This is a genomic window from Cohaesibacter haloalkalitolerans (assembly GCF_003574655.1).
Classification (GTDB): domain Bacteria; phylum Pseudomonadota; class Alphaproteobacteria; order Rhizobiales; family Cohaesibacteraceae; genus Cohaesibacter; species Cohaesibacter haloalkalitolerans.
Genome location: NZ_QNUM01000002.1, coordinates 201,747 through 223,794, shown reverse-complemented (window position 1 = coordinate 223,794; position 22,048 = coordinate 201,747). Strand labels below are relative to the sequence as shown.

The following is a 22,048-nucleotide window of genomic DNA, read 5'->3' as shown; positions in this document are numbered from 1 at the left end:
CGGAAAAGAGGGGAAAATCCCTATTCTGCCGGTGAACATGGCACGAGGGTGCCGTCTGGCTCGAGAACAAGATGTTTGGAGTTTTTCGATTTCTCGACAATTTCTGCCAGCGTGTGCTCGTTGAGGCTAGCAACAAACTGCTTGATCGAGCGCGACATCACACGCGACATCTCGCAGCCGCCAAACATCGGGCAGTCCGGCTGGGGATCATCATTGCAGCGCGGGCAGAGACATTCCACCACGCCGAAATCGGCTTCCATCGCCTTGGCAACATCACCCATATGGATGTCCTCGGCTGCCATGCCCAATACGAGCCCGCCGCCGCGACCGCGCGTCGTTTTCAGGAAGCCGTTGTTGGAAAGCTTGGCAATCAGCTTCATGCAATGCGTGCGCGACAGGCGCAAAGCGGAGGCAACGGTTTCCACCGTCAGGCTGCGCTCGTCATTCATGGCGACCAGCATTAAAATCCGATAGGCAAAATCGGTTCCTTTGGCCAATCTCATGTGTTACCTCACTTTGGTTGTCATGCATTCCTGAAGGCGCCCCTCTTGTTTTTCTTTGAGCTGCGTCAATTATCGAGATGAAAGTCATGTTTTTACCGTTTCATCTTGCATGGAAGGCACAAAAGTGCGCTATTAGCCGTCAGGTTCGACACAATTGAACCGGTAGCAAGCAAGGGAGAAGTCAATTGACACAGGAACTCGAAAGCCGTGTCGTTGATCTGGAAATCCAGATCACGCATCAGGCCAATACAATCGACGACCTCTCGCAAATGGTGTCCCGACAGTGGGAAATGATTGACCGCCTGTCCCGGCAGGTCTCGTCGCTGCAGGATACTCTGGTCGAGCTGGAGGAGAATATCAGCCCTCCCGGCAATGAAAAGCCTCCCCACTACTGAAAGGCGGTTGCCTTTCGGCTCTTCTGCCCTCGCTTCATGGGTAGAGTGCTTGGGCCAGACTGCCTGGGTCGCACCGGTCGCTGACCGTGAAGATAAAAAAGAGGTCAACCGTCAGGCTGACCTCTTTTTGTTTCCCGATCCCTGGTACCGGGATCGAACTCGGCGCTTGCCCCTTAGCCAAGCTGACTTGAAGCCTCGCGGACACTTCGCGTTGAGGCGTTCATGTGCGAGGTTGCCTGAGATATGGCACCAACATTCTCGGTGATGGTGGCCACGCCGATCGATGCGGTTTGCATGTTACCCGAGATGTCGCGTGTCACTGCAGATTGTTCCTCAATTGCAGCGGCGATGCTGCTGGAGATGTCATTAACCTGCTGGATGACATCCTTGATGGCGTTGATGGCGCTCACGGCCCCGGCGGTGGAATGCTGCACGGAATTGATGCGGGCGCTGATATTTTCGGTTGCCTTGGTCGTTTGCGAGGCCAGTTCCTTGACCTCGGCAGCCACGACGGCAAAGCCTCGTCCGGCCTCACCGGCTCGAGCCGCCTCAATGGTCGCATTGAGCGCCAGGAGGTTTGTCTGGGCGGCGATGCTGTCAATCAGCTCGATCACGTCCCCAATGCTCTGGGCATCGTCCGAGAGCCCGTTCATGATGGTCGCAGACTGGTTTGCTTCTTCCACCGCCTGATGGGAAACGGAGGTGGCCTGCGAAACCTGACGGCTGATTTCCTCGATGGAAGCCACCAGTTCCTCTGCTGCTGCTGCGACGGTCTGGACACTGGACGAAGCCTGAATGGCGGCTCCGGCTGCAGTGGAGGCCTGCTCGTTGGTGTCAGACACGGTCTGGGCCATGTCGTTCAGATCAGCGTCAATCTGCTTCTGGATCGCCGCACGGCGCTGGCGCTCCTTGACCTTTGCCGTGATGTCGGTTGCGAACTTCACCACACTGACCGGCCGACCTTGCGGATCGAATACGGGATTGTAGCTGGCCTGTATCCAGATCTGGTCGCCGTTCTTGGCAAGGCGCATGAACTCACCGGCCTGAAACCGGCCTTCTCGCAGGTTGTTCCAGAAGTCTTTGTAGCTTGAACTGGACGCATAGCCTTGTTCTACGAATATCCGGTGGTGCTTGCCCTGGATTTCGCTCAGTTTATAGCCAAGCGTCTTGCAGAAATTCTCGTTGGCCGTGATGACTGTACCATCCAGATTGAATTCGATGACAGCCTGCGAGCGGTTGATGGCTTCGATCTGTCCCTGATTGGAGATCGCCTGCTTCTTTCGCTCGGTGATGTCTGAGGCGATCTTGATGACCTTGACCGGCTTGTCGCTGCGATTCTTCACAACGCAATAGGAAGCCTCGATCCAGATCTCGCCACCTGTCTTGCTGATCCGCAGGAATTCGCCCGACTGGTTGTTGCCCTTGCGGAGATCTTCCCAGAATGTCTTGTAGTCAGACGAATTCCTGTAGGTCTGATCGACAAGCATGCTGTGATGCTTACCCTTGATCTCACTGAGACTGTATCCCAGAGCTTTGCAGAAATTCTCATTGGCAGTCAGAATGGTACCATCAAGATCAAACTCGATGATTGCCCAAGCGCTTCCGATTGCGTCCAGTTTTGCTTTGTTATCATTGTTGCTGGTTATAGAGATCACGATGCTTTCCTCGCACAAAGACCCGAATTTTTTGCGGAGTATGTCAGTCTATTGGTAAAGGTAGCTTTAAATATTTAAATTGGTTCTAAAACAAAATGAGGGAATTTACTTATATAGTTTGAGATAAATAAATAAATAACTCGAATTATCATGTATATTGATAGGATTCGGTAACGCTAAAATGGTTGTATTTTGCAATCAAAAGAAGGTTTGGGTGTAGAAGGCAATGTTTCTACTCTTGATGAAAGTGACGGGGCAGGATGAAAAGGAGGATTTGTTCTTTCTTATCATGAATTGGTGAGGGGAATATTTGGGTTTCTCATCTCATGGTTGTTGTGCATAATGGTGACTAAAATTGGGCCGGGCGACAACAACAGTACGACCGTCATTTGTTGGTCAAGGAACCTGTGGTCCAGCATCCGCTATCAGGGCATTGTTGTGATGGCACGAAGACCGTGGGATGATTTGACAGAGTGGCAGATTGTTGAATAGGGGGACGAGGCGTCAGAGCCGTCGCCTGATCCAGTCTTGCGCCAATGTGGGCCAACTGGCATGAGTTCCATCCAGATTGCGCAACGCAAATCCATGCGGTGCCGTCCCGAATATATGGGCATCGACTGTCAGATTGTTTCGGCTGGCCGTCTGTAACAGATTGAGCGCATGCTGAACCGGTACGGAGCGGTCCTGCAGGGCATAGGCAAGAAACAGTGGGCAGTGTGGCAGGCCGTGGGGGTGCCCCTCCATGCCGATCGCCCAGTCATCATAAAAGTCCTGCTTCTGGACGGGAGGATAGTCCGCCTTGCCCTCGGGATATTTGTGGTGGCGATGATTGGCATTGATCGGGGCATAAGCGATAAGCGCACCGCGAACATCTAGACTGCTGGGCTGGCAGGCCATGAGACCGGCCATATGCCCGCCAGACGACAGTCCGACATGGAAAAGCGGCAGGGCAGCGCTCTGCTGTTCCAACAGCCTGAGAGCTGCTGTTCCATCTGTCAGGGCAATACTCCTATTATAGACGCCCCCTGTGCCGCTATCCCCGCCGGGAAAGCGGTGCACGAGTATATGAGCGTCAATGCCCATGCTGTTGAGCCACAGCGCCACTTCCAGCCCTTCCTTGTCATACATCAGCTTGGTGTAGCCGCCACCGGCATAGACCAGCGCCTGCGCACAAGGCTTTACAACGCGAAAACTGTGCAATTCCGGCGTATGGACGGCCTGCATCTGCCGGTCCGGCCAAAGCCCTGACAGCACGTTTGGAGCACTGATACGCCTGTCAAGGCGCGAAATCTCTGCCTCCGGAGGCTGTGCGGGCAGGGATAGCGGAGAGAACAGGGATGCGAACAAGGATTGTGACATGGCCATATGACTGAACGGTCCAGATAGCGAAAACGCTCCGGGACCTGGTGAAGGAAATGCTCATATCCAATCTAATCCCATAACCACCTGAGAGCAAACGGGAATTACTTCAGCAATTGAAGCGGTTAACGGGGGGCGGTCAGTTGACGCTGATGGATGGACTTTTTCGAATGCCCCAGCGCAGCAGAGCTTCCAGTCTGTTCATGCTTTGCCGATGGCATTCTGAAAAGGATTAATGGCAGCACCGTGAAAGCCGGTGGATGAACTGCCTCGGCGCAATGGATGGGCAGTGTTTATCAAAGCCACATGAGGCACATTTACCTGCCGATGAGCCGTGCTGATCTGGCTGATTGAGTATGGTTGCTATGACTGGAGTTGAGTATTGTCAAATTTTCGTAGGTAATATTTCGACACAGAAAGTCTTGATCAGTGAGTGACTTGTATTTCTACTATTAATCTATACTTTAGAATTCATTTAAAAGTTTAATTATAAACTTTGCAATTTATAGTTTAATCTATAAATTTTTGGCTAGAAACACGTATGAAATGTAATATTGCAATGTATTGTTAAGTAATTTTCCTCAGAATTTAATGAAAATTATAACGAGGAAAAATCAATGAAGCAGCTCTTAATCGCTCTTGGCGCGCTTGCGCTGTCCGTGAGCGCTCAGGCGCAGACCTCAGTAGCACCGAGACTAGATCAGCAAAACCTTCAGGCTCTGACAAAGCAGATCGACACCTGGCTGAATACCGAGATCGTTGCCGTCAGCGTCAACGCGCATAATGCCCAATACGGCAACATGAATGAATCCCAGATCGCAGCGCTAGACAATCAGTGGCGCAAGGAAACGGAAGTCGACGACAAACCTCTGATCGCGGCGACCCTTTCAGGCCCGTTGTCTGTCTATCTGTCCCGCATGCAGGGGCAGTCGGTGGGGCTGTTCGTTGAAATCTTCGTCATGGACAACAAGGGTCTCAATGTAGGCCAATCTTCAATCACTTCCGACTTCTGGCAGGGCGACGAAGCCAAGTATCAGAAGACTTATCTGGTTGGACCGGACGCGGTGTTTGTCGACGAACCGGAATGGGACGATACATTCAAGATCTGGCGCGTTCAGCTCAACAAGAGCCTGACCGAGCCCAAAACCGGCAATCTCATCGGAGCTGCGACCATCGAAGTCAATTTGACCGAGTGGGCACGCCGTATGGCCGAAACAAATTAGGAGGCTCGCCCAATGTTGAACAATGTCTCTCTGACCTTCAAAAGCCTTTTGTTCTTCGGCCTCCTTGCCATGGTCGGGATCGCCGTTGGACTGGTGAGCTATTTCAAGTCCGATGCTGCCAAGAAAGCAGTTGCCCAGCGTCAGGTCGTTGAAAATCAGGTGTCGGCCATGGAAGGGCTCAAGCTCGACATCCAGAATCAGGCGATCGCCTTGAAGTCGTTCCTGTTGACGGGAGATCTCAGTTGGTCCGATACCGTGAAGTCCGATTTCAATGAACTGTCCGGTCACTTTGATGAAAATGCCACCCAGCAGGGCATTGCCGAGGTGAAGGCTGAATGGATGGACTGGTACAACCGGTTTGCCGGGGCACAGTTGCAGATGATGCGTGACCCGATGACCGTGGAACTGGCTCGCGCCATTGAAGTTTCTGGCGAAAGCAACCAAAAGCTGAAGGATGTGCTTGCACACATCGATGCCGAGATTGTCAATCGTCAGACCAGAATGGATGAACTGACGGCTGAGCAGAATGCCGAGCTCAACAGCGTGACAAGCGCCGCCCTCATCGGTCTTGTTGCCATGCTTGTTGCAACGCTGGGCCTTGCTGTCCTCAACAACATGATCATTTCTCGCCCGCTCAAGAAGATGGTGAATGTTACCGGGTCGCTTGCCGAAGGCAATCTGGACGTTGACATCAGCAACAATCGCGGCGACGAAATCGGCAAGATGTATCAGGCTCTGGCGGTTTTCCAGACCAACTTGCGCCGGTCGAAGGAACTCGAGCTGGAAGCAGACGAGAATCGCAAGCAGGCGGAACAGGATCGCAAGAGCGAAATGCGCCGTCTCGCCGACGAGTTCGACAAGGTGGTCGGTTCCATCGTGACCCGGCAGGCAGATCTCTGTGCCCAGATGGAACAGAACTCCGCTCATCTGGCATCAAAGGCTGGTGAGACGGTTGAACGCTCCGTCGCTGTTTCCGCCTCCACCCAGCAGGCCAATGCCAATGTACAGGCTGTTGCCAGTGCGACCGAGGAGCTGTCGGCTTCTATCCGCGAAATCTCCAGTCAGGTCACCAGTGCCGCCCGACTGGCAACCGAAGCCAACCATGAAGTCGAGCTGACCAGCCAGTCCGTTGCTGATCTGCAGCGCGTTCTGCAGGAGGTTGGATCGGTGACCCGCCTCATCAACGATATCGCGGAACAGACCAACCTTCTGGCTCTCAACGCCACCATCGAGGCTGCACGTGCCGGGGAAGCAGGCAAGGGCTTTGCCGTTGTGGCTGCGGAAGTGAAGGATCTGGCCAACCAGACCGCCAAGGCAACCGAGGAAATCGATCGCCAGCTGACCAACATGGAAAATGCTGCCAACAGTTCCATCAGCGCAACCGAAACGGTCGCTAACAAGGTTCTGGAAATCACGGAACAGACCACGGCCATGGCGGCAGCCACGGATCAGCAGTCTGCCGCGACCTCCGAGATCGCCCAGAATGTCAACGAAGCAGCAACCGGCACCAATCATGTCAGCAAGGACATCGAAACCGTGTCCGGCATTGCACAGGAAACCGGCGACCTTGCCGCCTCTGTTCAGGCCATGATCGCAGACATGAACAACCAGACCCGCGAGTTGCAGGAAAAGGCCAACGCCTTCATCAACCACGTGCTCGCAGCCTGATATCTGTCCAAGCTGATGAATGAAAACAAAAGGCCGGTCCCTGTGACTGGCCTTTTGCTATTGGCTGTAATCTGCGTCCGTTTGCTGGTTGTCGGGGAGCCTAGCCCAGAAGGCCCGGCAACAGGGTTCTAAGGCCTGAGATGATCATTTCCACCGCGATGGCCAGCAGGATCATACCCATCAGCCGCATCATGATGATGCGCATGGTCTGGGTGATGAAGGCGCTGAACAGCGAGGCAAAATAGAACACCAGCAGCAACATGACGAGGATTACGGCGAGCACTGCGGCAATCGTTCCGACCCCGGCAAGCCCCGAAGCCTTGCCGGAATAGATGATCAGGGTCGCGATGGTGCCCGGCCCGACAATCATCGGGAAGGTGAGCGGATAAAAGGCAAGGGCGCTGAGAACCTTGGGGTTCTCATTTTCCTGATCCGAGCCATGGTGTGAGGCCGCATCGTCCCCATTGAGCATGGACCATGCGATGTGAGCCAGAACGGCGCCGCCAGCGATGCGGAAGTCATCAACGGATATTCCGAAGAAGCTGATGATCGCCTGTCCGCCAAACAGGATCACGAGACACATGACCGAGGAGAACAGCACCACCTTGATCGCCAGCAGCTTGCGCTCCGCCACCCCGAAGCCGTCCGTGAGAGACAGGAAGATCGGCAAATTGACAAAGGGATTCATGATGGCGAAAAACACGCCGAACATCTTGACGATGGTAAAGGAGGTCATGGCAGGCTCTGTTTGTGGTCTGGCGAACGGGTGGAGCAGTTAGATTGTATGCTCGTCGGCTGCGTAGGCAACAGGTGTCAATCCGTATGGACTGCAATCGCGGCACAACCATGGCCCCGTCCTGCGCCTTGCCATCAGTGGGCAGTTTGGGGGCAACAAAAAGGCCGACCGGCAGACCGGCCTTGATGGCAGTTGCCATGCTGGATGTCAGGGCTTGGGCTGATCGGGCAGGAGCAGCTTGAGCAGGGTCTTGGCACCGGGTTGTTTTTTCTTTTCGGGCTTTGCTGGTTCTGCTTTCTTTTTCTGTTTCTCAGGTGCGGCCCTTGTCTTTTTCTGTTCCGGCTGTTTGGCGGCAGTCGGTGCTTTATGAGGCACGGTCGCTGGCTTTTGCACTTTCTTGCCCGGTGCGCAGGCTTGGCTGTTCATTGCCGATGGCTGCGAGCAGTCAGGGGTCTTTTTCGCTGCCATGGCAAGAGGTGAGGCCAACAGGAAGGAGGCAATCATGACGGTTGAAAACAGGCGCATGGGATATCCTTGCAAAGAGGGGAGGGTAAAGGAGCCGCTGTTGCCAGCGAAGCCCTCTGAGCCTTTTCTCCCAAATGGGCCAAAGCAAGAAATGTTCCGCGCTTATCATCGGAAAAAGCGGGATTTCGATTTGTGGAAACACCTGATGCGTGATCTGAAACAAACCTGCGGCCATGACAACCCTTTGGCCATGAAGATGTCTGGATTGACATGTGCTCTTTGCCCCGCGATTGAGACAAGATGCCGACTGGCCGCGCGGCAGCCTTTACGCGCATGGGGGGATCAAAGGAAAAGTCTGAGAGCCTGGAACCTAGGATCTGGGGCGCCATGACACCACCATGCTGCCCCGGTACGCCGCACGCCCAAACGTTGCAGGCACAGGCGTGGGGGCAAAGAAAAAGGCCGGTCTAATGACCGGCCTTTCTCAAGAACCAAGCAGAGAGCCTGGAACGTCATGATTACATCATGCCGCCCATGCCACCCATGCCGCCCATGCCGCCCATGTCAGGCATGCCATGGCCACCTTCCTTAGCCGGTGCATCAGCAACCATGGCTTCGGTGGTGATCATCAGACCTGCGATGGAAGCTGCGTCCTGCAGAGCAGTGCGAACAACCTTGGTCGGGTCGATGATGCCGGCTTCCAGCATGTCGACATATTTTTCGGACTGAGCGTCGAAACCGAGGGTCTCGTTGCCTTCCAGAACCTTGTTGACGACGATGGAGCCTTCAACGCCAGCGTTTTCAGCGATCTGACGGATCGGGGCCTGCAGAGCGCGCAGAACGATCTTGATGCCAGCTTCGATGTCAGCATTGTCGGAAACGATTTTTTCGACGGCCTTGGAAGCGCGCAGCAGAGCGGTGCCACCACCAGGAACGATACCGGCTTCAACAGCAGCGCGGGTAGCGTTCAGAGCGTCATCAACGCGGTCTTTGCGTTCTTTCACTTCAACTTCGGTTGCACCGCCAACGCGGATAACGGCAACGCCGCCAGCCAGTTTGGCAAGACGTTCCTGCAGCTTTTCACGGTCGTAATCGGAAGAGGTTTCTTCGATCTGAGCCTTGATCTGAGCAACGCGTGCTTCGATGCCTTCTTTGGCGCCAGCACCGTCAACGATAGTGGTGTTCTCTTTGGTGATGTTGACCTTCTTGGCGGTACCCAGCATGTCGAGGGTAACGGTTTCAAGCTTGATGCCAACGTCTTCGGAGATCACGGTGCCACCGGTCAGGATAGCGATGTCTTCGAGCATTGCCTTGCGGCGGTCGCCGAAGCCAGGAGCCTTGACAGCAGCAATCTTCAGGCCGCCGCGCAGCTTGTTGACAACGAGGGTAGCCAGTGCTTCGCCTTCGATGTCTTCAGCGATGATGAGCAACGGACGGGAAGACTGAACAACTGCTTCCAGGATCGGCAGCATGGACTGCAGGTTGGAGAGTTTCTTCTCGTGCAGCAGGATGAACGGATCTTCCAGATCTGCAACCATCTTCTCGGTGTTGGTTACGAAGTAAGGAGACAGGTAACCACGGTCGAACTGCATGCCTTCAACGACTTCCAGTTCGGTTTCAGCGGTCTTGGCTTCCTCAACGGTGATGACGCCTTCGTTGCCAACCTTCTGCATGGCTTCAGCAATCATCTTGCCGATTTCGGTTTCGCCGTTTGCAGAGATGGTGCCAACCTGGGCAACTTCTTCGGAGGAATTGATGGTTTTGGAAGCAGCGACGAGAGCCTTGTGAGCTTCAGCAACAGCCATGTCGATACCGCGCTTCAGATCCATCGGGTTCATGCCGGCAGCAACGAACTTGTGGCCTTCACGAACGATGGACTGAGCCAGAACGGTAGCGGTTGTTGTACCGTCACCAGCGATGTCGTTGGTCTTGGAAGCAACTTCACGCACCATCTGTGCGCCCATGTTTTCGAACTTGTCTTCCAGTTCGATTTCCTTGGCAACGGATACGCCGTCCTTGGTGATGCGCGGAGCGCCGAAGGACTTTTCGATGACAACGTTGCGGCCTTTCGGGCCAAGGGTAACTTTTACAGCGTTTGCGAGGATGTCCACGCCGCGCAGCATTTTTTCGCGTGCATCGGCACCGAATTTGACTTCTTTAGCAGCCATTTTAGCTCTTCCTGAAATCTGTGTGACTTGTAATGTGAGGCGGTTCGACTTGAGATCCGGCTATTAGCCCAGGATACCCAGAATGTCGGACTCTTTCATGATCAGCAGGTCTTCACCGTCAATCTTGACTTCGGTGCCGGACCATTTGCCAAACAGAACGCGGTCGCCTGCCTTGCATTCGCAAGGAACGAGCGTGCCGTCATTGTTGCGAGCGCCGGTGCCCACAGCAACAACTTCGCCTTCGGATGGCTTTTCTTTGGCGGTGTCTGGGATGATGATACCACCAGCAGTTTTCTCTTCGGATTCAACGCGGCGAACAACGACGCGGTCATTCAGAGGACGGAACTTCATTGTCTGAACTTTCCCTAAAGCTGTTATGCAGCTCCCCGGACCCATTTTCGGGCATTGCATGCCCCTAAAATGCTAGCGGCATCCGAGCAGTCTGCTCCTCGTTTAACAAGTGTGTTAGCACTCTACATAAGGGAGTGCTAACAGCGCTTTTCATTTAGGAGCCTGGGGGTCAGAAGTCAATAAATGGAGTGAAAAAAATCTATGCGCAATTGAAAAATGCGCATCCTTGACCGGCTGTCGCCTTTCAATGAGTGCTTGTCCGCTCCTGTCGTCAGGACCGATGCTGCGGGAGAGGGCAGAAGGAGGTATCTGAAGTTCAATCGTGTTCACGAAAGGAGATATTCAAGTTTTGTATTTTGAAAATAAAGAATATTTCTTACAAGTTTCAAATGAAAGTTCATTTGAAACTGAATTATATTTATAAAATTGTACGTATATGAATATATAAACGTGAGGTGGATAATTTTACAAATATAGTTCTTTTGATTTAGTGATTTTTAACATGGATATACCATTTTGATACCAAATGGCCGGGGGGGGTCAAGATCCTCAGTTCTCTCAGGTATGTGACTGCGTATGAGTTGGTGATGGTATGTTGAATCAATTTTTTGCCTTTTTGACTATCCGGCAGAGGATTGCCGCGCTCGTCGTCCTGATGCTGTTGGGATTTCTGGGAATGCTTCTGGTCAACAGCCAGACGACCAGCATGCTCAACCAGGCCCGCTCTATGGAACAGGCGTCTCAGGAGCGGGCGCGCCTGTTTCAGGCGCTGCAGACCGTCAGCCTCAAGGCGGCCAAGCTCTCCGAGGAATTTCTGCTGGAGCGGGACATCGCCAAGGCCGATGTGACCGCCGGGCTGTTCGCTGCCGCTTTGGCCCAGCCGGTCGATGAAACGGTGCTTGGACAATTCAGCCCAACCTATCATGCCAGCCTTGATCAGCTTGCGAACGCCGCCCGGTCCTTTGATGAGATCAGGACCCGGCGCGTCGGCGTCGGGCTGGGCGAGGAAGACGGCCAGCGCGGCAAGCTCAATGCCGCTGTCCGGCGAGCTCGCGAGAAGCTGGTGTTCTTCACCGAGAAATATGGTCTTGGGCCATCGTCCGGCACGGTTGAAGCGAAAATGCTGCAGCTGAGAAATTACGAGAAGGACTATATGCTGTTTGGTGATCCGGAGATCATCACCAAGTTCGAGACCACCTATGATGAGTTGATTGCCTCGATGAAACCGGCTGGCTTCAAGGTTGTTGCCCGCATGGAGATGAAGGGGTTTCTGAAGGTCTACCGGGAGGACTTTACCGATTGGGTTTCCGGCAAGGAGGCTCTCGACGAGACGGTCCTGTCCTTCCGCCAGACGATCAGCAAGCTGGTCGCCAATGTTGAGGAACAGTCCCAAGCGGTGCTTGCCCAGGGGGCGGCGCAAATGACCATCGCCCTGCAACAGAAGCAGGATGCGGAAAAGGCCTTCTATGGCATTACCATTGCCATCGCCGTGCTGACCATTCTGCTGTCCGTGATGATCGCTCGCTCCATCACCGGGCCTCTATCCCGTCTGGCCAATGTCATGGATCGTATCCGGGTCAACGACCTGACCGTCGAGTTGCCGCAGATCCGTTCACGCGATGCGCTGGGCCGCCTGTCGGATGCTGCCCGTAACTTTCTGGACAGCGTCATTCAGGGGGCGCGTCTCAAGGACAACGCCAGACTGGACCGTCAGAAGGAGCTGGATCGTCAGGCCGCCCTCGAGCATATGCTGACGCGCTTCCGACAGGAAACAGAACAGGCCGTGGTACGGGTGTCTTCGCAGGCGCGTGAGGTGATCCGGCGGACGGCAACTCTCAATGACATATCGCACAGCGCCAGGGCATCGTCGGATCTGGCCAGCACCTCAGCAGCTTCCAGCGTCGGCTATGCCAAGGCCGTCAGCGGCAGAGGGCAGGATTTGCAGGCAGCCGCCAGCGCCATCACCGAGCAGACCGAAAAGGCCCGCCGTGTGGTGGGAGAGGCTGAGCATGTATCGCGGTCGGCGGATGGCACCATGGACAAGCTCAATCAGGCCACCACCCAGATTGGCGACATCGTCCAGATGATCGACAAGATCGCCGCCCAGACCAATCTGCTCGCCCTCAATGCAACCATTGAGGCTGCGCGCGCTGGAGAGGCGGGCAAAGGCTTTGCCGTCGTGGCGCAGGAGGTCAAGGAGCTGTCATCGCAGACCGCCAGAGCGACCTCCACCATTTCCTCCCAGATTGCAGACCTGCAGCAGGCAGCTTCAGAAGCAGGCGCCCTGATCAACTCTATCTCGGACATGATTGCGAGCGTCAACGAAGTGACCAGCACCATTGCCGAAGCGGTGGATGTTCAGAAGGAGGCTACCGCGCAGATGGACGGGGATATCACGCGTGCACTGGAAGAAAGTCTTGGGGCCAGCAATCGGGTGGCAGATGTGGTCGAAACCATCGCCCGCTCCAGTCAGGAATCCGAGGCCTTCAGCCTTGTATCGACGCAGCTGGAAGCGGTGATCACGGACATGGAACAATCCGTCCGCGCCTTCCTTGATGCCGTGGAGCAGGATCTTGATGCCCGGCGGTCAGAGATGCAGGCAGAGAAGGACGTGGCCTAGTCCTTCTGCTTGTGCAGGTGATCGCGAACCAGATGGGCGAGCACTGCGCTAAGGCGCTCATCCAGACTGCCACTGACCGTGATATAGTCGCAGCCCATGGCCTGTAATTCCGCTTCAAAGCGTTTGAGAAACTGCGGCCGTTGATCCGGCGCATCCCGCTGGCCGTCATCTACCCAGGGCCAATCCACATCACACAGAATATAGAGGCGGGGCGAAAAGGGAGCTGCCGCAAGGCGCCGCTTGTGTCGTTCGGCCCATTTCTCCCACAGGGCCCAGGTGGAGCAATTCATGTCATGGGAGTAATAATGGGTGGTGTAAACCAGTGAGGATAGCAGGTCCGTATCGCAGATCAGGATCTTGTTCTGAGCCTCGGCCTCTTCGGCACCGCGCTCCTCGTTCACCCACTGGCCCTGCGCAATGGGAATGGCGTCTTCCAGCGTCAGGCTCCCCTGCGCCTCGAAATAGTCGCGCAGATATTCCTGCACCAGAATGCCGTCGAGATAATCTGAAAGAGAACGGGCGAGGGCGGACTTGCCCGTGCTTTCCGGGCCGGTCAGGATAAGACGGGGTAAACGGGAAAAGGGCATGGTCAGGCCGTATCTGTGCGAGGAGAACGATAGCGTTTTGTCTCAAAGCGCGCAGAAATTGTCAATCCCGAACGGGTCTGACGGGCCGATCAGTTCATATGGCCAAGGCTGAAGGTGATCTGGGCGGCAATGCCCGAAGGGATGAGGGCATGAAGCCCTCATCGGCAATGTGATGGATGAATGCGACGGAGCGCGATTGGCCTCAAGCCGGGTCAGGCTGGTTGGCAACCGGGGCAACATTGACCGCGGGAACCATGCCCTCGACATCCTGCGCGATGGACTCAAGGTCATTGGCCATGGCCTGGGCTTCCTCTTCAGATGCCGTCCATGAGCGCTCCGGGGTCGTCCAGTCGCTGGTTGTCGAACGCCGTTCCCACCAGCGCATGGCCAGGCCGAGCGAAACGCCGACGCCGATGGCGACGGTCAGATCCACAAGCACCGTCAGCACAAGGGTAATGACCAGCAGGATCACGTCACCGCGCGGACCGGCTGCATAGCTCTTCCACTTGTGTGGCTCGCTCATGTTCCATGCCGTGATCATCAACAGGGCGGCAAGCGCAGGCATTGCCAGATGGCCAGCAAGCGGCGCAGCAACCAGCATGACCAGCAGTACCACGATGGCATGGACGATACCGGCAACCGGCGTCTGGCCACCGGCCTTGATGTTGGTTGCCGTGCGGGCAATGGCGCCCGTGGCTGGCAGGCCCATGAACAGCGAAGAGGCGATGTTGGCAAAGCCCTGTGCGGTCAGTTCCGCATTGGGGCGATGGTGGCCGTCGATCATGCGGTCGGCAACCATAGCAGAGAGCAGGGATTCAACCCCGGCCAGAAAGGCGATGATCAGTGCCGAAGGGAAAAGTTCAACGACACGGGCCCAGCTCAACACGGGCAGGCTGGGCAGCGGCAGGCTCTGAGGCAGCGCACCGAAGCGGGAGAACAGCGTGTCTACCTGCAGGTTCATGCCGACAATCAGCAGCGACCCCAGGGCCACGGCAACGATCAGCCCCGGAAAACGCGGGAAGGCGCGGCGCAGGCCGACAATCAGCAGCAGCGTGACGGCAGCAACGCCAAAGGCGGCCATATTTAAGCTGTCGCGAGCGTGCCACAGGGCCGCGATTTTCTCAAGAAAGTCCGCCGGGACGGACGCCAACTGCAGGCCCATGAAATCCTTTAGCTGGCTGGACGCGATGATGATGCCAATGCCGATGGTGAAGCCGTTGACCACGGCTTCGGGAATGAAGGCTATCAGACGCCCGACACGGAAATAACCTGCCAGCACCAGTATGATGCCTGCCATGAAGGTGGCCATAACCAGCCCGTCGTAGCCGTGGGTCGCAATCACGTTGAAGACCACCACGATGAAGGCACCGGTTGGTCCGCCGATCTGAACCCGGCTACCGCCGAGCAGCGAAATGAAGAAACCGCCAATGATCGCCGTGATCAAACCCTTTGCCGGATCCGCGCCCGACGCGATTGCAATCGCAAGGCTGAGTGGCATCGCCACCATGGCGACAGTGATCCCCGCGAAGCAGTCGGCGAAGAACTGGTCGCGGTTATAGGTTTTGATGGTCGTTAGGATCTTTGGCTGGCGCATGGCATTGTTGGCACTGTGAACAGGTTACCGGACTTTGCGTCCGTTGCGGGGGAAGATCTTTGACTATTGTCTAATAGGCGTGAAGACAAGTCAGATTAGCTCACAGCTTCTATGCACAAACAGTCTGGCTGGCTCCCGACACTTTCCGTAACTGTATATGTGTACATGAAATGCATCAATAAAAATCGCAGAAATCAGCGGAAAGTAGTGTGTCTGAGAGCAGAGCTCTGGCAATAGCAACGCAAGCCATGCGCTATGCGTAGAGCCAGAAAATTGTGCCGGTTTTGAAAAGTGGGAGAGAGGGGCGGGCGCGAATGGCCCGCTTGCACCCCGAGGGGCACCGTCAGCTGAGCTGACGGTCGTGTTCGTATTCCAGATCCATGCCCTGATCGTTGAGCGTGATTTCCTTGCGGAAATGGACGCGCATCAGCTGATCCCGTCCGTGGGAAGGGAGAACCCGGTGGGTTTCTGCAAAGCCGCGACGATTGTAATAGGCAACGAGTTCGTCCATTGCTTCGGGCGTATGCAGGCGCAGATACTGCAGCTCGCGGGACTCGGTCAGCATTTCCAGCTCAGTCAGCATACGCTTGCCAAGTCCTTCATGCTGATGTTCTCTCTGAACGGCGAGGTAATCGACGTAGAGGCCGTTTTTCTCTTCATGCAGGGCCGCTGCTGCCAGAACTTCACCTTCGGCTTCGAGAACATAGAGGTTCCCGGCTTTCTGGAAGTCGGACATGTTGGAGAAGGCGTCTGCCGACTGGCCGATGCCCATTCGGTCTCCGATATAAGCCATGGATTTGATGAAGAGCGTGCGGATATGGGGGAGCTGGCTCGGTTTGGCCAGCGAAAATGACAGTGTCATCTTGTTTTCCTGTTCTTGCTCCGGCGGGTCGACCCTTTCAGATAGGCAGGCTTGGTGCGTGCAGTGTCTGAAACGGGAGCCGGTATTATTTGTGTCGTTTGGTTCACTCAATGTTTATGCAGTGAATATGGTGACAAGATGATGACAAATCCAGTCGGACGACTTTTACAGGCATTCTTATAAGACGAAAGACGTATAAACCGGTGCACTCCCCGTAGCTCCCTCAACGCTCATTGGATGCGGAGGCGGGCGCATCGTTAGGGGCTGAGGGCTGTGGCGTCTGGCATTTCTGTGAGGGGGAAGGGCGGACATCCTGTGCCCGCCCAAAACGTTGGTTCTTGCTATTTGCGTGGCAGGGTGATGGTGGCGGCAAGCCCGCCCGATGGCCGGTTCTGAAGGGTCACGTCACCGCCATGGCTGCGGATGATCGTCCGCGTGATCGAAAGGCCGAGGCCGACGCCGCCTGTTTCCAGATTGCGCGATCCTTCCACCCGGAAGAAGGGCGCGAACACTTCCTCAAGCTTCTCTGGCGGGATACCCGGCCCATTGTCGCAAATCCGGATCTCGATGTGGCGCGGGGTGGCGCTGAGGAACAGATCGGCATTGCCAGCATAGCGCAGGGCATTTTCCGTGAGGTTGGTCAGCGCCCGCTTGAGGCTGACCTGTCGGCAGGAAAAGGTCAGGTTGTCCGGGCCATCGAATGTAACATTGCGCCCCAGTTCCTGATAGTCCTCCGCCATGGAAGACAGCAGCGCCGCCAGATTGACGTCCCGCGTTTCTTCCTTGCTGGCATCCTCGCGGGCAAAGGCCAGAACCGCATCGGTCATTGCCTGCATTTCCTCAAGCGTCGCCTGCAGCTTCTCGCGCATTTCATCGTCATCGATGAACTCGGTTCTGAGCCGCAGGGTCGTGATCGGCGTCCGAAGGTCATGACTGACGGCAGCCAGCATCCGGGTTCGGTCCTGCACGAAGCGCAGCAGCCTTTCCTGCATGGCGTTGAAAGCGCTGATGGTGCCGCGGATCTCCGTCGGCCCTTCCTCCTTGAGCGGCGCAATCGCCTCGCCACGGCCAAGTTTGCGTGAGGCGCTTTCCAGCTCCCGCAAGGGGGCGGTCAGTTTGCGCACGATCAGCACGACCACCAGAATAATCAGGACGGCGGATACGATGAGAGAAACCATGAATGGCCGCCCCCATTTGGCTGGCGGTGTCGGTACTTCCGATTGCACGATCAGCCATTGGCCGCTGTCCAGTGGCACGGCAATTTTCATGTCCTGTGTCCAGACCGGGGGGGTGTGGTCAGCAAAGCGCCTCCATGGGCGCTGGCCGTTGGTCCAGTTACTGCGACGTCCCAGTTCGTTGCCGTCCATCGGCTGCCCGTTACGCATGCCCTGACCCATGCCCTGGCCCACTCCTTGCCCTAAACCGCGGCCCAAACCATTACCCTGGCCGTTGCGCAAGGGACCATTGGGAGCCGGTGAGGGTTGCGGCGGAGCCATCATGCTGGCCATGTCATCTTCGGGGGCTGGTCTGGGTTGAGCCAGCAGAAACGGATCATCCGGCAGTTTGCTGAAACGGACGGTATTGTCTGCAAGACCGGCGCGCCGCTCCAATCGACGGGCAAGGCCAGCCTCGACACTGCCCTCTTCAGGCACGGACAGATCGGTTGAATCCTCCAGATCAAACCGGATGCCCTGTCCTTCTGCCGCCTTGAGGAAGCGGCCGTGCAATGTCATGTCGGTCTGGTTGAGCACGCGCACCACCGAGGCGGTCCGATCGAGGATCTGGCCACGGGTCGCCGTCAATGTGATGCTTTTGCGCTCGAAGGCGAACATGATGATTGAGATGGCCTGCGCAGCCACCAACGCAAGCATCAGGGCAGCGATCAACTGCCCCGCAAGCGAACGCGGCCAGAGCGTGAAACGGCGCCTGCGCGGGGCCTCGGTCTTCTGCATGGCTTCCTGAGACGCGGATCGGGTCAAATATCGTTCTCCTCGTCGACGTCATCAAAGGTCGCGTCCTCGACCTTGCCGGTCACCTTGGCCGTGAAGACATAGCCACCACCGCGCACAGTCTTGATCATGCGGGGATTTTTCGGATCCTCCTCGATCTTCTTGCGCAGGCGGGAGACCTGATTGTCGATGGAGCGGTCAAAGATCTGGGCCGTTCGGCCGGATGTCAGATCCAGCAACTGGTCGCGCGACAGCACCATGGTGGGGCGCTTGAGGAAGGTAACCAGCAGCCGATAGTCGGCGGCACTCAGCGGCACGGTAACGCCATCGGGGCTGACCAGCTCGCGCTGATGCACATAGAGGGTCCAGTCGTCAAAGGTCAGCACTTCGGGCTCGTTCGGCTTTTCCGCCTCGCGTGGCATCGACTGGCTGCGCCGCAGCACCGACTTGATGCGGGCCAGAAGTTCGCGCGGATTGAATGGCTTGGTCAGATAGTCATCGGCCCCGATCTCCAGACCGATGATGCGGTCGGTTTCTTCGCCCAGCGCCGTCAGCAGGATGACCGGGATATTCTCGTTCTCGCGCACATAGCGGCAAAGGGTAAGGCCATCCTCGCCGGGCATCATGACATCCAGCACGATCAGATCGATCGCTGCCGTCTTCAGCATCTGGCGCATCTTCACGCCGCCGTCCGCATCGCTCACCCGGAAGCCATTCTTCGAGAGATACTTCGATAACAGCTCGCGAATGTCACGATGATCATCCACCACCAGAATATGTGCAGATTGTTCCATGGCTGAAATCTCCGTTGCCTTTTTGCTCCCCGCTGCGCGTCGCGGGGGCCTTTGCCCGGTTGGGGCTCCTCTCCTTCGACATATCGTCGTGCCGCCATCCTATATCAATTATCAGATAACAGGAAATATGTTGCTGTCCAGAAAAATATACGAGTTTTTTCAAGCACTAACGAAGGAAATTGTAACCGTTTGTATCAATCTGAGAACCCGTTACACAGAGAGACAATCGGACAGAATTCGACGATGGACCTGCGCCGGATTCGGCCTATCTTCAAGTCATCGGCAAGCGATGAACCAGAGCATGGAACGCTGACCCGAAGAGCAACCGGCCCTGCGAAGTCTACAGGGCTTCATGGATACTGTAGAGCGAACAAGGCTCGATGGCCAATGAGGAATTGGCCTCTGAGACGAGAGGAAAAGAAAATGAAAAACCTGACGAAAATCGCATTGACTGTCGCACTGATCAGCGGCGCTTCCGCCATGGCAATGGGTGTCAATACCGCATCTGCCCGGGGCTGGGGCAACGGCCCGGCAATGGGTGCCGGGATGGGCCCTGCTCAGGGGCAGCGCTTTGATGGGCCGCGTGGCTTTCTTGATCTGAAGGCCCTCGACACCGACAAGGATGGCACCCTGACCAAGGAAGAGCTGACAGCCGGTCTGGGCAAGAAAATCACCGACAATGATACCAATAGTGACAATGCCGTATCTCTTGAGGAGTTCAAGACCGAGTGGATGGCCATGACCAAAGACCGCATGGTTCGCGCCTTCCAGCGTTTCGACCGTGACGGCGATGGCAAGGTAACCCTTGAAGAATTCAGCGCTCCGGCAACCGCCCAGTTTGATCGCCTTGATGCCAACAATGACGGCAAGATCGATAACACCGACCGTCAGGCACGTCAGGCACAGGGGCCGCGGGGCAATTGGGGCCAGCGTGACGGCCGTTGGGGCGGTGGTCCTCGAGGCGGCCAGTTCAAGCAGGGTCAGTACCCACAGGGCCAGTTCCAGCAGGGGAAGATGGGTCCCCAGTTCGGTGGCCAATTCGGACCTCAGGGTGGACCGATGGGTGGTCCCGGCATGATGGGTGGCAAGATGCGCGGGCCGCATGGTGGTCAGTTCCAGATGGGCCAGTATCCTCAGGGCAATTTCGGTCAGCCGATGCCCGGTCAGGGTATGGGCCAGGGTATGGGCCAGGGCCAGATGGGGCCGGGTCAGCCAGCTCCTGCACCGCAGTTGGCTCCGACCGCTGATAACCCGGCATCGGTTGCCCCTCAGGCACCTGACGCAGCGTCCTTAGAAGCTCCGGTCCTTCCGCCCATCGCCATGGTGGAATAGCACCGGCCTCCAAACCGGCAGATCAATGGCCAGCAGTGCGTCTGCGGCCCAAAAACGATGCGGGTCCAAAACCAGCAGGGAAGGCCCGCCACAAGCGCTCGATAGAAGCGCTAGATAAAACAGATGTAGCGCGTAACCCCGTTGTCAGTCTCTGGCAGCGGGGTTTTTGTTTCGAGGCTTTTTCCGCCGTTGAGCAGACGTCACGACAAGGGTGCGGGGGATAACCGGAGATGAATTGTAACCGTCTGTATCAGAGCAAAATGCTGACACAGAGGGTGACAAAACTCTCCGGAAACTCCCGAAAATTGTACTATTCTGGGGGCAAGACACAATCATCGACCGAGCTGGCGAAGTGCCGGTCATCCGGTTGCAGGTCGGGCAGGACGAAGAGATTTGATCCGCCAGGGGACCTGGAAATGGAAATTGGAAGCCAATGAGGAATTGGCTGCCGCTTGCTAGAGGAACAAAGAGATGAAAACCGCATCGAAAATTGCACTCGCAATCGCATTGGTCGCTGGCGTATCGGCAGCGTCCATTACACTGAACGCGGCTTCAGCCGGTGGCTGGGGCTATGGTGGCTATGGTTGGAACAACCAGCAGGACGGCACCTGGATGGGCCGTCGCGGTGGCATGCGTGGCGGCATGATGGGCCCCGGTGGCTACGTCTACAACCGTGCAGCAGGGCCGGCCTTCGGTGGCGCCATGATGCTGCAGCAGTTTGATGCCAACAAGGACGGCGTCCTGACCAAGGAAGAAGTCGACACTGGCTTTGCCGCGAAAGTCACCGAAAATGACAAGGACGGTGATAACGCCATTTCTCTTGAGGAATTCAAGAATGAATGGCTGAAGATGACCCAGAACCGCATGGTTCGCGGCTTCCAGCGTCTGGACAGCGATGCCAGTGGCAAGATCACGCCGGAAGAGCTCAAGAGCCATGCCGATGCCATGTTTGCCTTCATGGACAGCAATGGCGACGGCAAGCTTGATCAGAATGACGGCCCGCGCCGCGGCATGGGATATGGTCCAGGCTTCGGCCCGCGCTTCATGAATGGTCCAGTGCCAGCTCCGACGCAGCCAGCTCCGGCACCATCAGAGGGATCTGCCCAGTAATGACGAGGTGTAATGGCGAGGCGACCCGGCTCGGATTAAGGCCGGGTGCCACCCGTTTCTGCTGAAAAAAGACCCGCTGCCTTGTTCTCGGGGCAGCGGGTTTCTTTTTGCTTTTGATATCTGGTTGGGGCGTGGCGCTACTCTGCGTCCTGTGCTTCGAGGCGATAGCCGAATTCCCAGCTGTCAGACGCATCGCCCAGGAACCGCACGACCGGCACCTTGGTGAAGCCGATTTTTTCGTAAAAGGCATGCCCTTCAAGAAAACGGGTGTCACTCCAGAGGCGAATGGCATGGCCCTCGCGGCCGTCCACCAGATCGGTGGCCAGATTGAACATTGACCAGGCAAGGCCTTCACCGCGGGCCTTTTGGGCGACATAGACTGTGTGCAGCTCGAACAGGCCCGGTGTTAGCGATTCCGACACGGCAAGGCAACCGACGATTTCCCCGTCCTGTTCTGCTACCCACATTTCGCCGCCTATGGCAGCATAGTAGCTCGCTGGGTGCGCGAGTTCGGGATATTCGGCGGCAACGAAATGGCAATTCTCATAATCGGCGAAGATATCAGCGATAAGCTTGCTGATTGCCGGGCCATCGGTGTCGGCGGCGGGACGAATGAGGGCATAGCTCATGGGCATCTTCTTTCGGTCATGACAGAACGGAAGCGCCGATCATCCATT

Annotated in this window: 19 protein-coding genes; 6 read left to right on the top strand and 13 right to left on the bottom strand. The window is 56.3% G+C overall.

Annotated elements, in window-relative coordinates; genetic code table 11:
- Positions 1 to 20 precede the first annotated feature (20 nt).
- Complete coding sequence (locus DSL70_RS04875) at positions 21 to 503, bottom strand: RrF2 family transcriptional regulator (RefSeq protein ID WP_119306795.1); 483 nt, start codon at positions 501 to 503, stop codon at positions 21 to 23.
- 185 nt (positions 504 to 688) lie between these two features.
- Between DSL70_RS04875 and DSL70_RS04870 the strand changes: the two genes are divergently transcribed.
- Complete coding sequence (locus tag DSL70_RS04870) at positions 689 to 898, top strand: SlyX family protein (RefSeq protein ID WP_119306794.1); 210 nt, start codon at positions 689 to 691, stop codon at positions 896 to 898.
- A gap of 173 nt (positions 899 to 1,071) precedes the next feature.
- Here the strand turns inward: DSL70_RS04870 and DSL70_RS04865 are convergent, their stop codons facing one another.
- Positions 1,072 to 2,553: a methyl-accepting chemotaxis protein gene (locus DSL70_RS04865; RefSeq protein ID WP_342635284.1), complete on the bottom strand. Its 1,482-nt coding sequence runs from the start codon at positions 2,551 to 2,553 to the stop codon at positions 1,072 to 1,074.
- A gap of 504 nt (positions 2,554 to 3,057) precedes the next feature.
- Complete coding sequence (locus DSL70_RS04860; RefSeq protein WP_119307266.1) at positions 3,058 to 3,912, bottom strand: alpha/beta hydrolase family protein; 855 nt, start codon at positions 3,910 to 3,912, stop codon at positions 3,058 to 3,060.
- A gap of 617 nt (positions 3,913 to 4,529) precedes the next feature.
- Between DSL70_RS04860 and DSL70_RS04855 the strand changes: the two genes are divergently transcribed.
- Both DSL70_RS04855 and DSL70_RS04850 read left to right on the top strand, forming a co-directional pair.
- Positions 4,530 to 5,135 (top strand): hypothetical protein, encoded by a 606-nt coding sequence (locus DSL70_RS04855; protein ID WP_119306793.1) that lies wholly within the window; start codon positions 4,530 to 4,532, stop codon positions 5,133 to 5,135.
- A gap of 12 nt (positions 5,136 to 5,147) precedes the next feature.
- A complete protein-coding gene (locus DSL70_RS04850; protein ID WP_119306792.1) occupies positions 5,148 to 6,803 on the top strand; it encodes a methyl-accepting chemotaxis protein in 1,656 nt (551 codons plus the stop codon).
- Between the two features lie 100 nt (positions 6,804 to 6,903).
- On the opposite strand, the gene DSL70_RS04845 is transcribed toward DSL70_RS04850, so the two are convergent.
- From DSL70_RS04845 to groES, 4 genes are all read right to left on the bottom strand, one after another.
- Positions 6,904 to 7,539, bottom strand: coding sequence for a MarC family protein (locus DSL70_RS04845; RefSeq protein ID WP_119306791.1), 636 nt, complete (start codon positions 7,537 to 7,539; stop codon positions 6,904 to 6,906).
- 207 nt (positions 7,540 to 7,746) lie between these two features.
- The gene (locus tag DSL70_RS04840) at positions 7,747 to 8,064 is read right to left on the bottom strand and encodes a hypothetical protein (protein WP_119306790.1); all 318 of its coding nucleotides are present in this window, start codon (positions 8,062 to 8,064) and stop codon (positions 7,747 to 7,749) included.
- Between the two features lie 458 nt (positions 8,065 to 8,522).
- The gene (groL, locus tag DSL70_RS04830) at positions 8,523 to 10,172 is read right to left on the bottom strand and encodes a chaperonin GroEL (RefSeq protein ID WP_119306788.1); all 1,650 of its coding nucleotides are present in this window, start codon (positions 10,170 to 10,172) and stop codon (positions 8,523 to 8,525) included.
- A 63-nt stretch (positions 10,173 to 10,235) separates the two neighbouring features.
- Positions 10,236 to 10,523 carry a co-chaperone GroES gene (groES, locus tag DSL70_RS04825; protein ID WP_119306787.1) on the bottom strand — a complete coding sequence of 96 codons (288 nt, stop codon included), beginning with the start codon at positions 10,521 to 10,523 and terminating at the stop codon, positions 10,236 to 10,238.
- A gap of 592 nt (positions 10,524 to 11,115) precedes the next feature.
- Between groES and DSL70_RS04820 the strand changes: the two genes are divergently transcribed.
- On the top strand, positions 11,116 to 13,143 hold the full coding sequence (locus tag DSL70_RS04820; RefSeq protein WP_119306786.1) for a methyl-accepting chemotaxis protein: 2,028 nt from the start codon (positions 11,116 to 11,118) through the stop codon (positions 13,141 to 13,143).
- Here the strand turns inward: DSL70_RS04820 and DSL70_RS04815 are convergent.
- The 5 genes from DSL70_RS04815 to DSL70_RS04795 all read right to left on the bottom strand — a co-directional run bounded on the left by DSL70_RS04815 (position 13,140) and on the right by DSL70_RS04795 (position 18,929).
- Positions 13,140 to 13,730 (bottom strand): AAA family ATPase, encoded by a 591-nt coding sequence (locus DSL70_RS04815; RefSeq protein WP_119306785.1) that lies wholly within the window; start codon positions 13,728 to 13,730, stop codon positions 13,140 to 13,142. The two genes, DSL70_RS04820 and DSL70_RS04815, sit on opposite strands and share 4 nt — an antisense overlap.
- A gap of 202 nt (positions 13,731 to 13,932) precedes the next feature.
- Positions 13,933 to 15,324, bottom strand: coding sequence for a SulP family inorganic anion transporter (locus tag DSL70_RS04810; RefSeq protein WP_119306784.1), 1,392 nt, complete (start codon positions 15,322 to 15,324; stop codon positions 13,933 to 13,935).
- A gap of 343 nt (positions 15,325 to 15,667) precedes the next feature.
- A complete protein-coding gene (locus DSL70_RS04805; protein WP_119306783.1) occupies positions 15,668 to 16,186 on the bottom strand; it encodes a GNAT family N-acetyltransferase in 519 nt (172 codons plus the stop codon).
- Between the two features lie 341 nt (positions 16,187 to 16,527).
- Positions 16,528 to 18,165: an ATP-binding protein gene (locus DSL70_RS04800; protein ID WP_162916362.1), complete on the bottom strand. Its 1,638-nt coding sequence runs from the start codon at positions 18,163 to 18,165 to the stop codon at positions 16,528 to 16,530.
- A complete protein-coding gene (locus tag DSL70_RS04795; protein ID WP_119306781.1) occupies positions 18,162 to 18,929 on the bottom strand; it encodes a response regulator in 768 nt (255 codons plus the stop codon). Before DSL70_RS04795 ends, DSL70_RS04800 begins: the two co-directional genes overlap by 4 nt.
- Positions 18,930 to 19,352: 423 nt before the next feature.
- Here DSL70_RS04795 and DSL70_RS04790 point away from each other — a divergent pair, with 423 nt between their 5' ends.
- Positions 19,353 to 20,261 carry an EF-hand domain-containing protein gene (locus DSL70_RS04790; RefSeq protein ID WP_162916361.1) on the top strand — a complete coding sequence of 303 codons (909 nt, stop codon included), beginning with the start codon at positions 19,353 to 19,355 and terminating at the stop codon, positions 20,259 to 20,261.
- A 471-nt stretch (positions 20,262 to 20,732) separates the two neighbouring features.
- A complete protein-coding gene (locus DSL70_RS04785) occupies positions 20,733 to 21,371 on the top strand; it encodes an EF-hand domain-containing protein (RefSeq protein ID WP_119306779.1) in 639 nt (212 codons plus the stop codon).
- 137 nt (positions 21,372 to 21,508) lie between these two features.
- Here the strand turns inward: DSL70_RS04785 and DSL70_RS04780 are convergent, their stop codons facing one another.
- Positions 21,509 to 22,000, bottom strand: coding sequence for a GNAT family N-acetyltransferase (locus tag DSL70_RS04780; protein ID WP_162916360.1), 492 nt, complete (start codon positions 21,998 to 22,000; stop codon positions 21,509 to 21,511).
- Positions 22,001 to 22,048: the final 48 nt, after the last annotated feature.

Excerpts from the sequence above, each read along its gene's own strand:
- DSL70_RS04875 (WP_119306795.1), bottom strand. The coding sequence starts at position 503 with ATGAGATTGGCCAAAGGAACCGATTTTGCCTATCGGATTTTAATGCTG.
- DSL70_RS04860 (WP_119307266.1), bottom strand. The coding sequence starts at position 3,912 with ATGTCACAATCCTTGTTCGCATCCCTGTTCTCTCCGCTATCCCTGCCC.
- DSL70_RS04855 (WP_119306793.1), top strand. The coding sequence starts at position 4,530 with ATGAAGCAGCTCTTAATCGCTCTTGGCGCGCTTGCGCTGTCCGTGAGC.
- DSL70_RS04850 (WP_119306792.1), top strand. The coding sequence starts at position 5,148 with ATGTTGAACAATGTCTCTCTGACCTTCAAAAGCCTTTTGTTCTTCGGC.
- DSL70_RS04845 (WP_119306791.1), bottom strand. The coding sequence starts at position 7,539 with ATGACCTCCTTTACCATCGTCAAGATGTTCGGCGTGTTTTTCGCCATC.
- DSL70_RS04840 (WP_119306790.1), bottom strand. The coding sequence starts at position 8,064 with ATGCGCCTGTTTTCAACCGTCATGATTGCCTCCTTCCTGTTGGCCTCA.
- groL (WP_119306788.1), bottom strand. The coding sequence starts at position 10,172 with ATGGCTGCTAAAGAAGTCAAATTCGGTGCCGATGCACGCGAAAAAATG.
- groES (WP_119306787.1), bottom strand. The coding sequence starts at position 10,523 with ATGAAGTTCCGTCCTCTGAATGACCGCGTCGTTGTTCGCCGCGTTGAA.
- DSL70_RS04820 (WP_119306786.1), top strand. The coding sequence starts at position 11,116 with ATGTTGAATCAATTTTTTGCCTTTTTGACTATCCGGCAGAGGATTGCC.
- DSL70_RS04815 (WP_119306785.1), bottom strand. The coding sequence starts at position 13,730 with ATGCCCTTTTCCCGTTTACCCCGTCTTATCCTGACCGGCCCGGAAAGC.
- DSL70_RS04810 (WP_119306784.1), bottom strand. The coding sequence starts at position 15,324 with ATGCGCCAGCCAAAGATCCTAACGACCATCAAAACCTATAACCGCGAC.
- DSL70_RS04805 (WP_119306783.1), bottom strand. The coding sequence starts at position 16,186 with ATGACACTGTCATTTTCGCTGGCCAAACCGAGCCAGCTCCCCCATATC.
- DSL70_RS04795 (WP_119306781.1), bottom strand. The coding sequence starts at position 18,929 with ATGGAACAATCTGCACATATTCTGGTGGTGGATGATCATCGTGACATT.
- DSL70_RS04790 (WP_162916361.1), top strand. The coding sequence starts at position 19,353 with ATGAAAAACCTGACGAAAATCGCATTGACTGTCGCACTGATCAGCGGC.
- DSL70_RS04785 (WP_119306779.1), top strand. The coding sequence starts at position 20,733 with ATGAAAACCGCATCGAAAATTGCACTCGCAATCGCATTGGTCGCTGGC.
- DSL70_RS04780 (WP_162916360.1), bottom strand. The coding sequence starts at position 22,000 with ATGAGCTATGCCCTCATTCGTCCCGCCGCCGACACCGATGGCCCGGCA.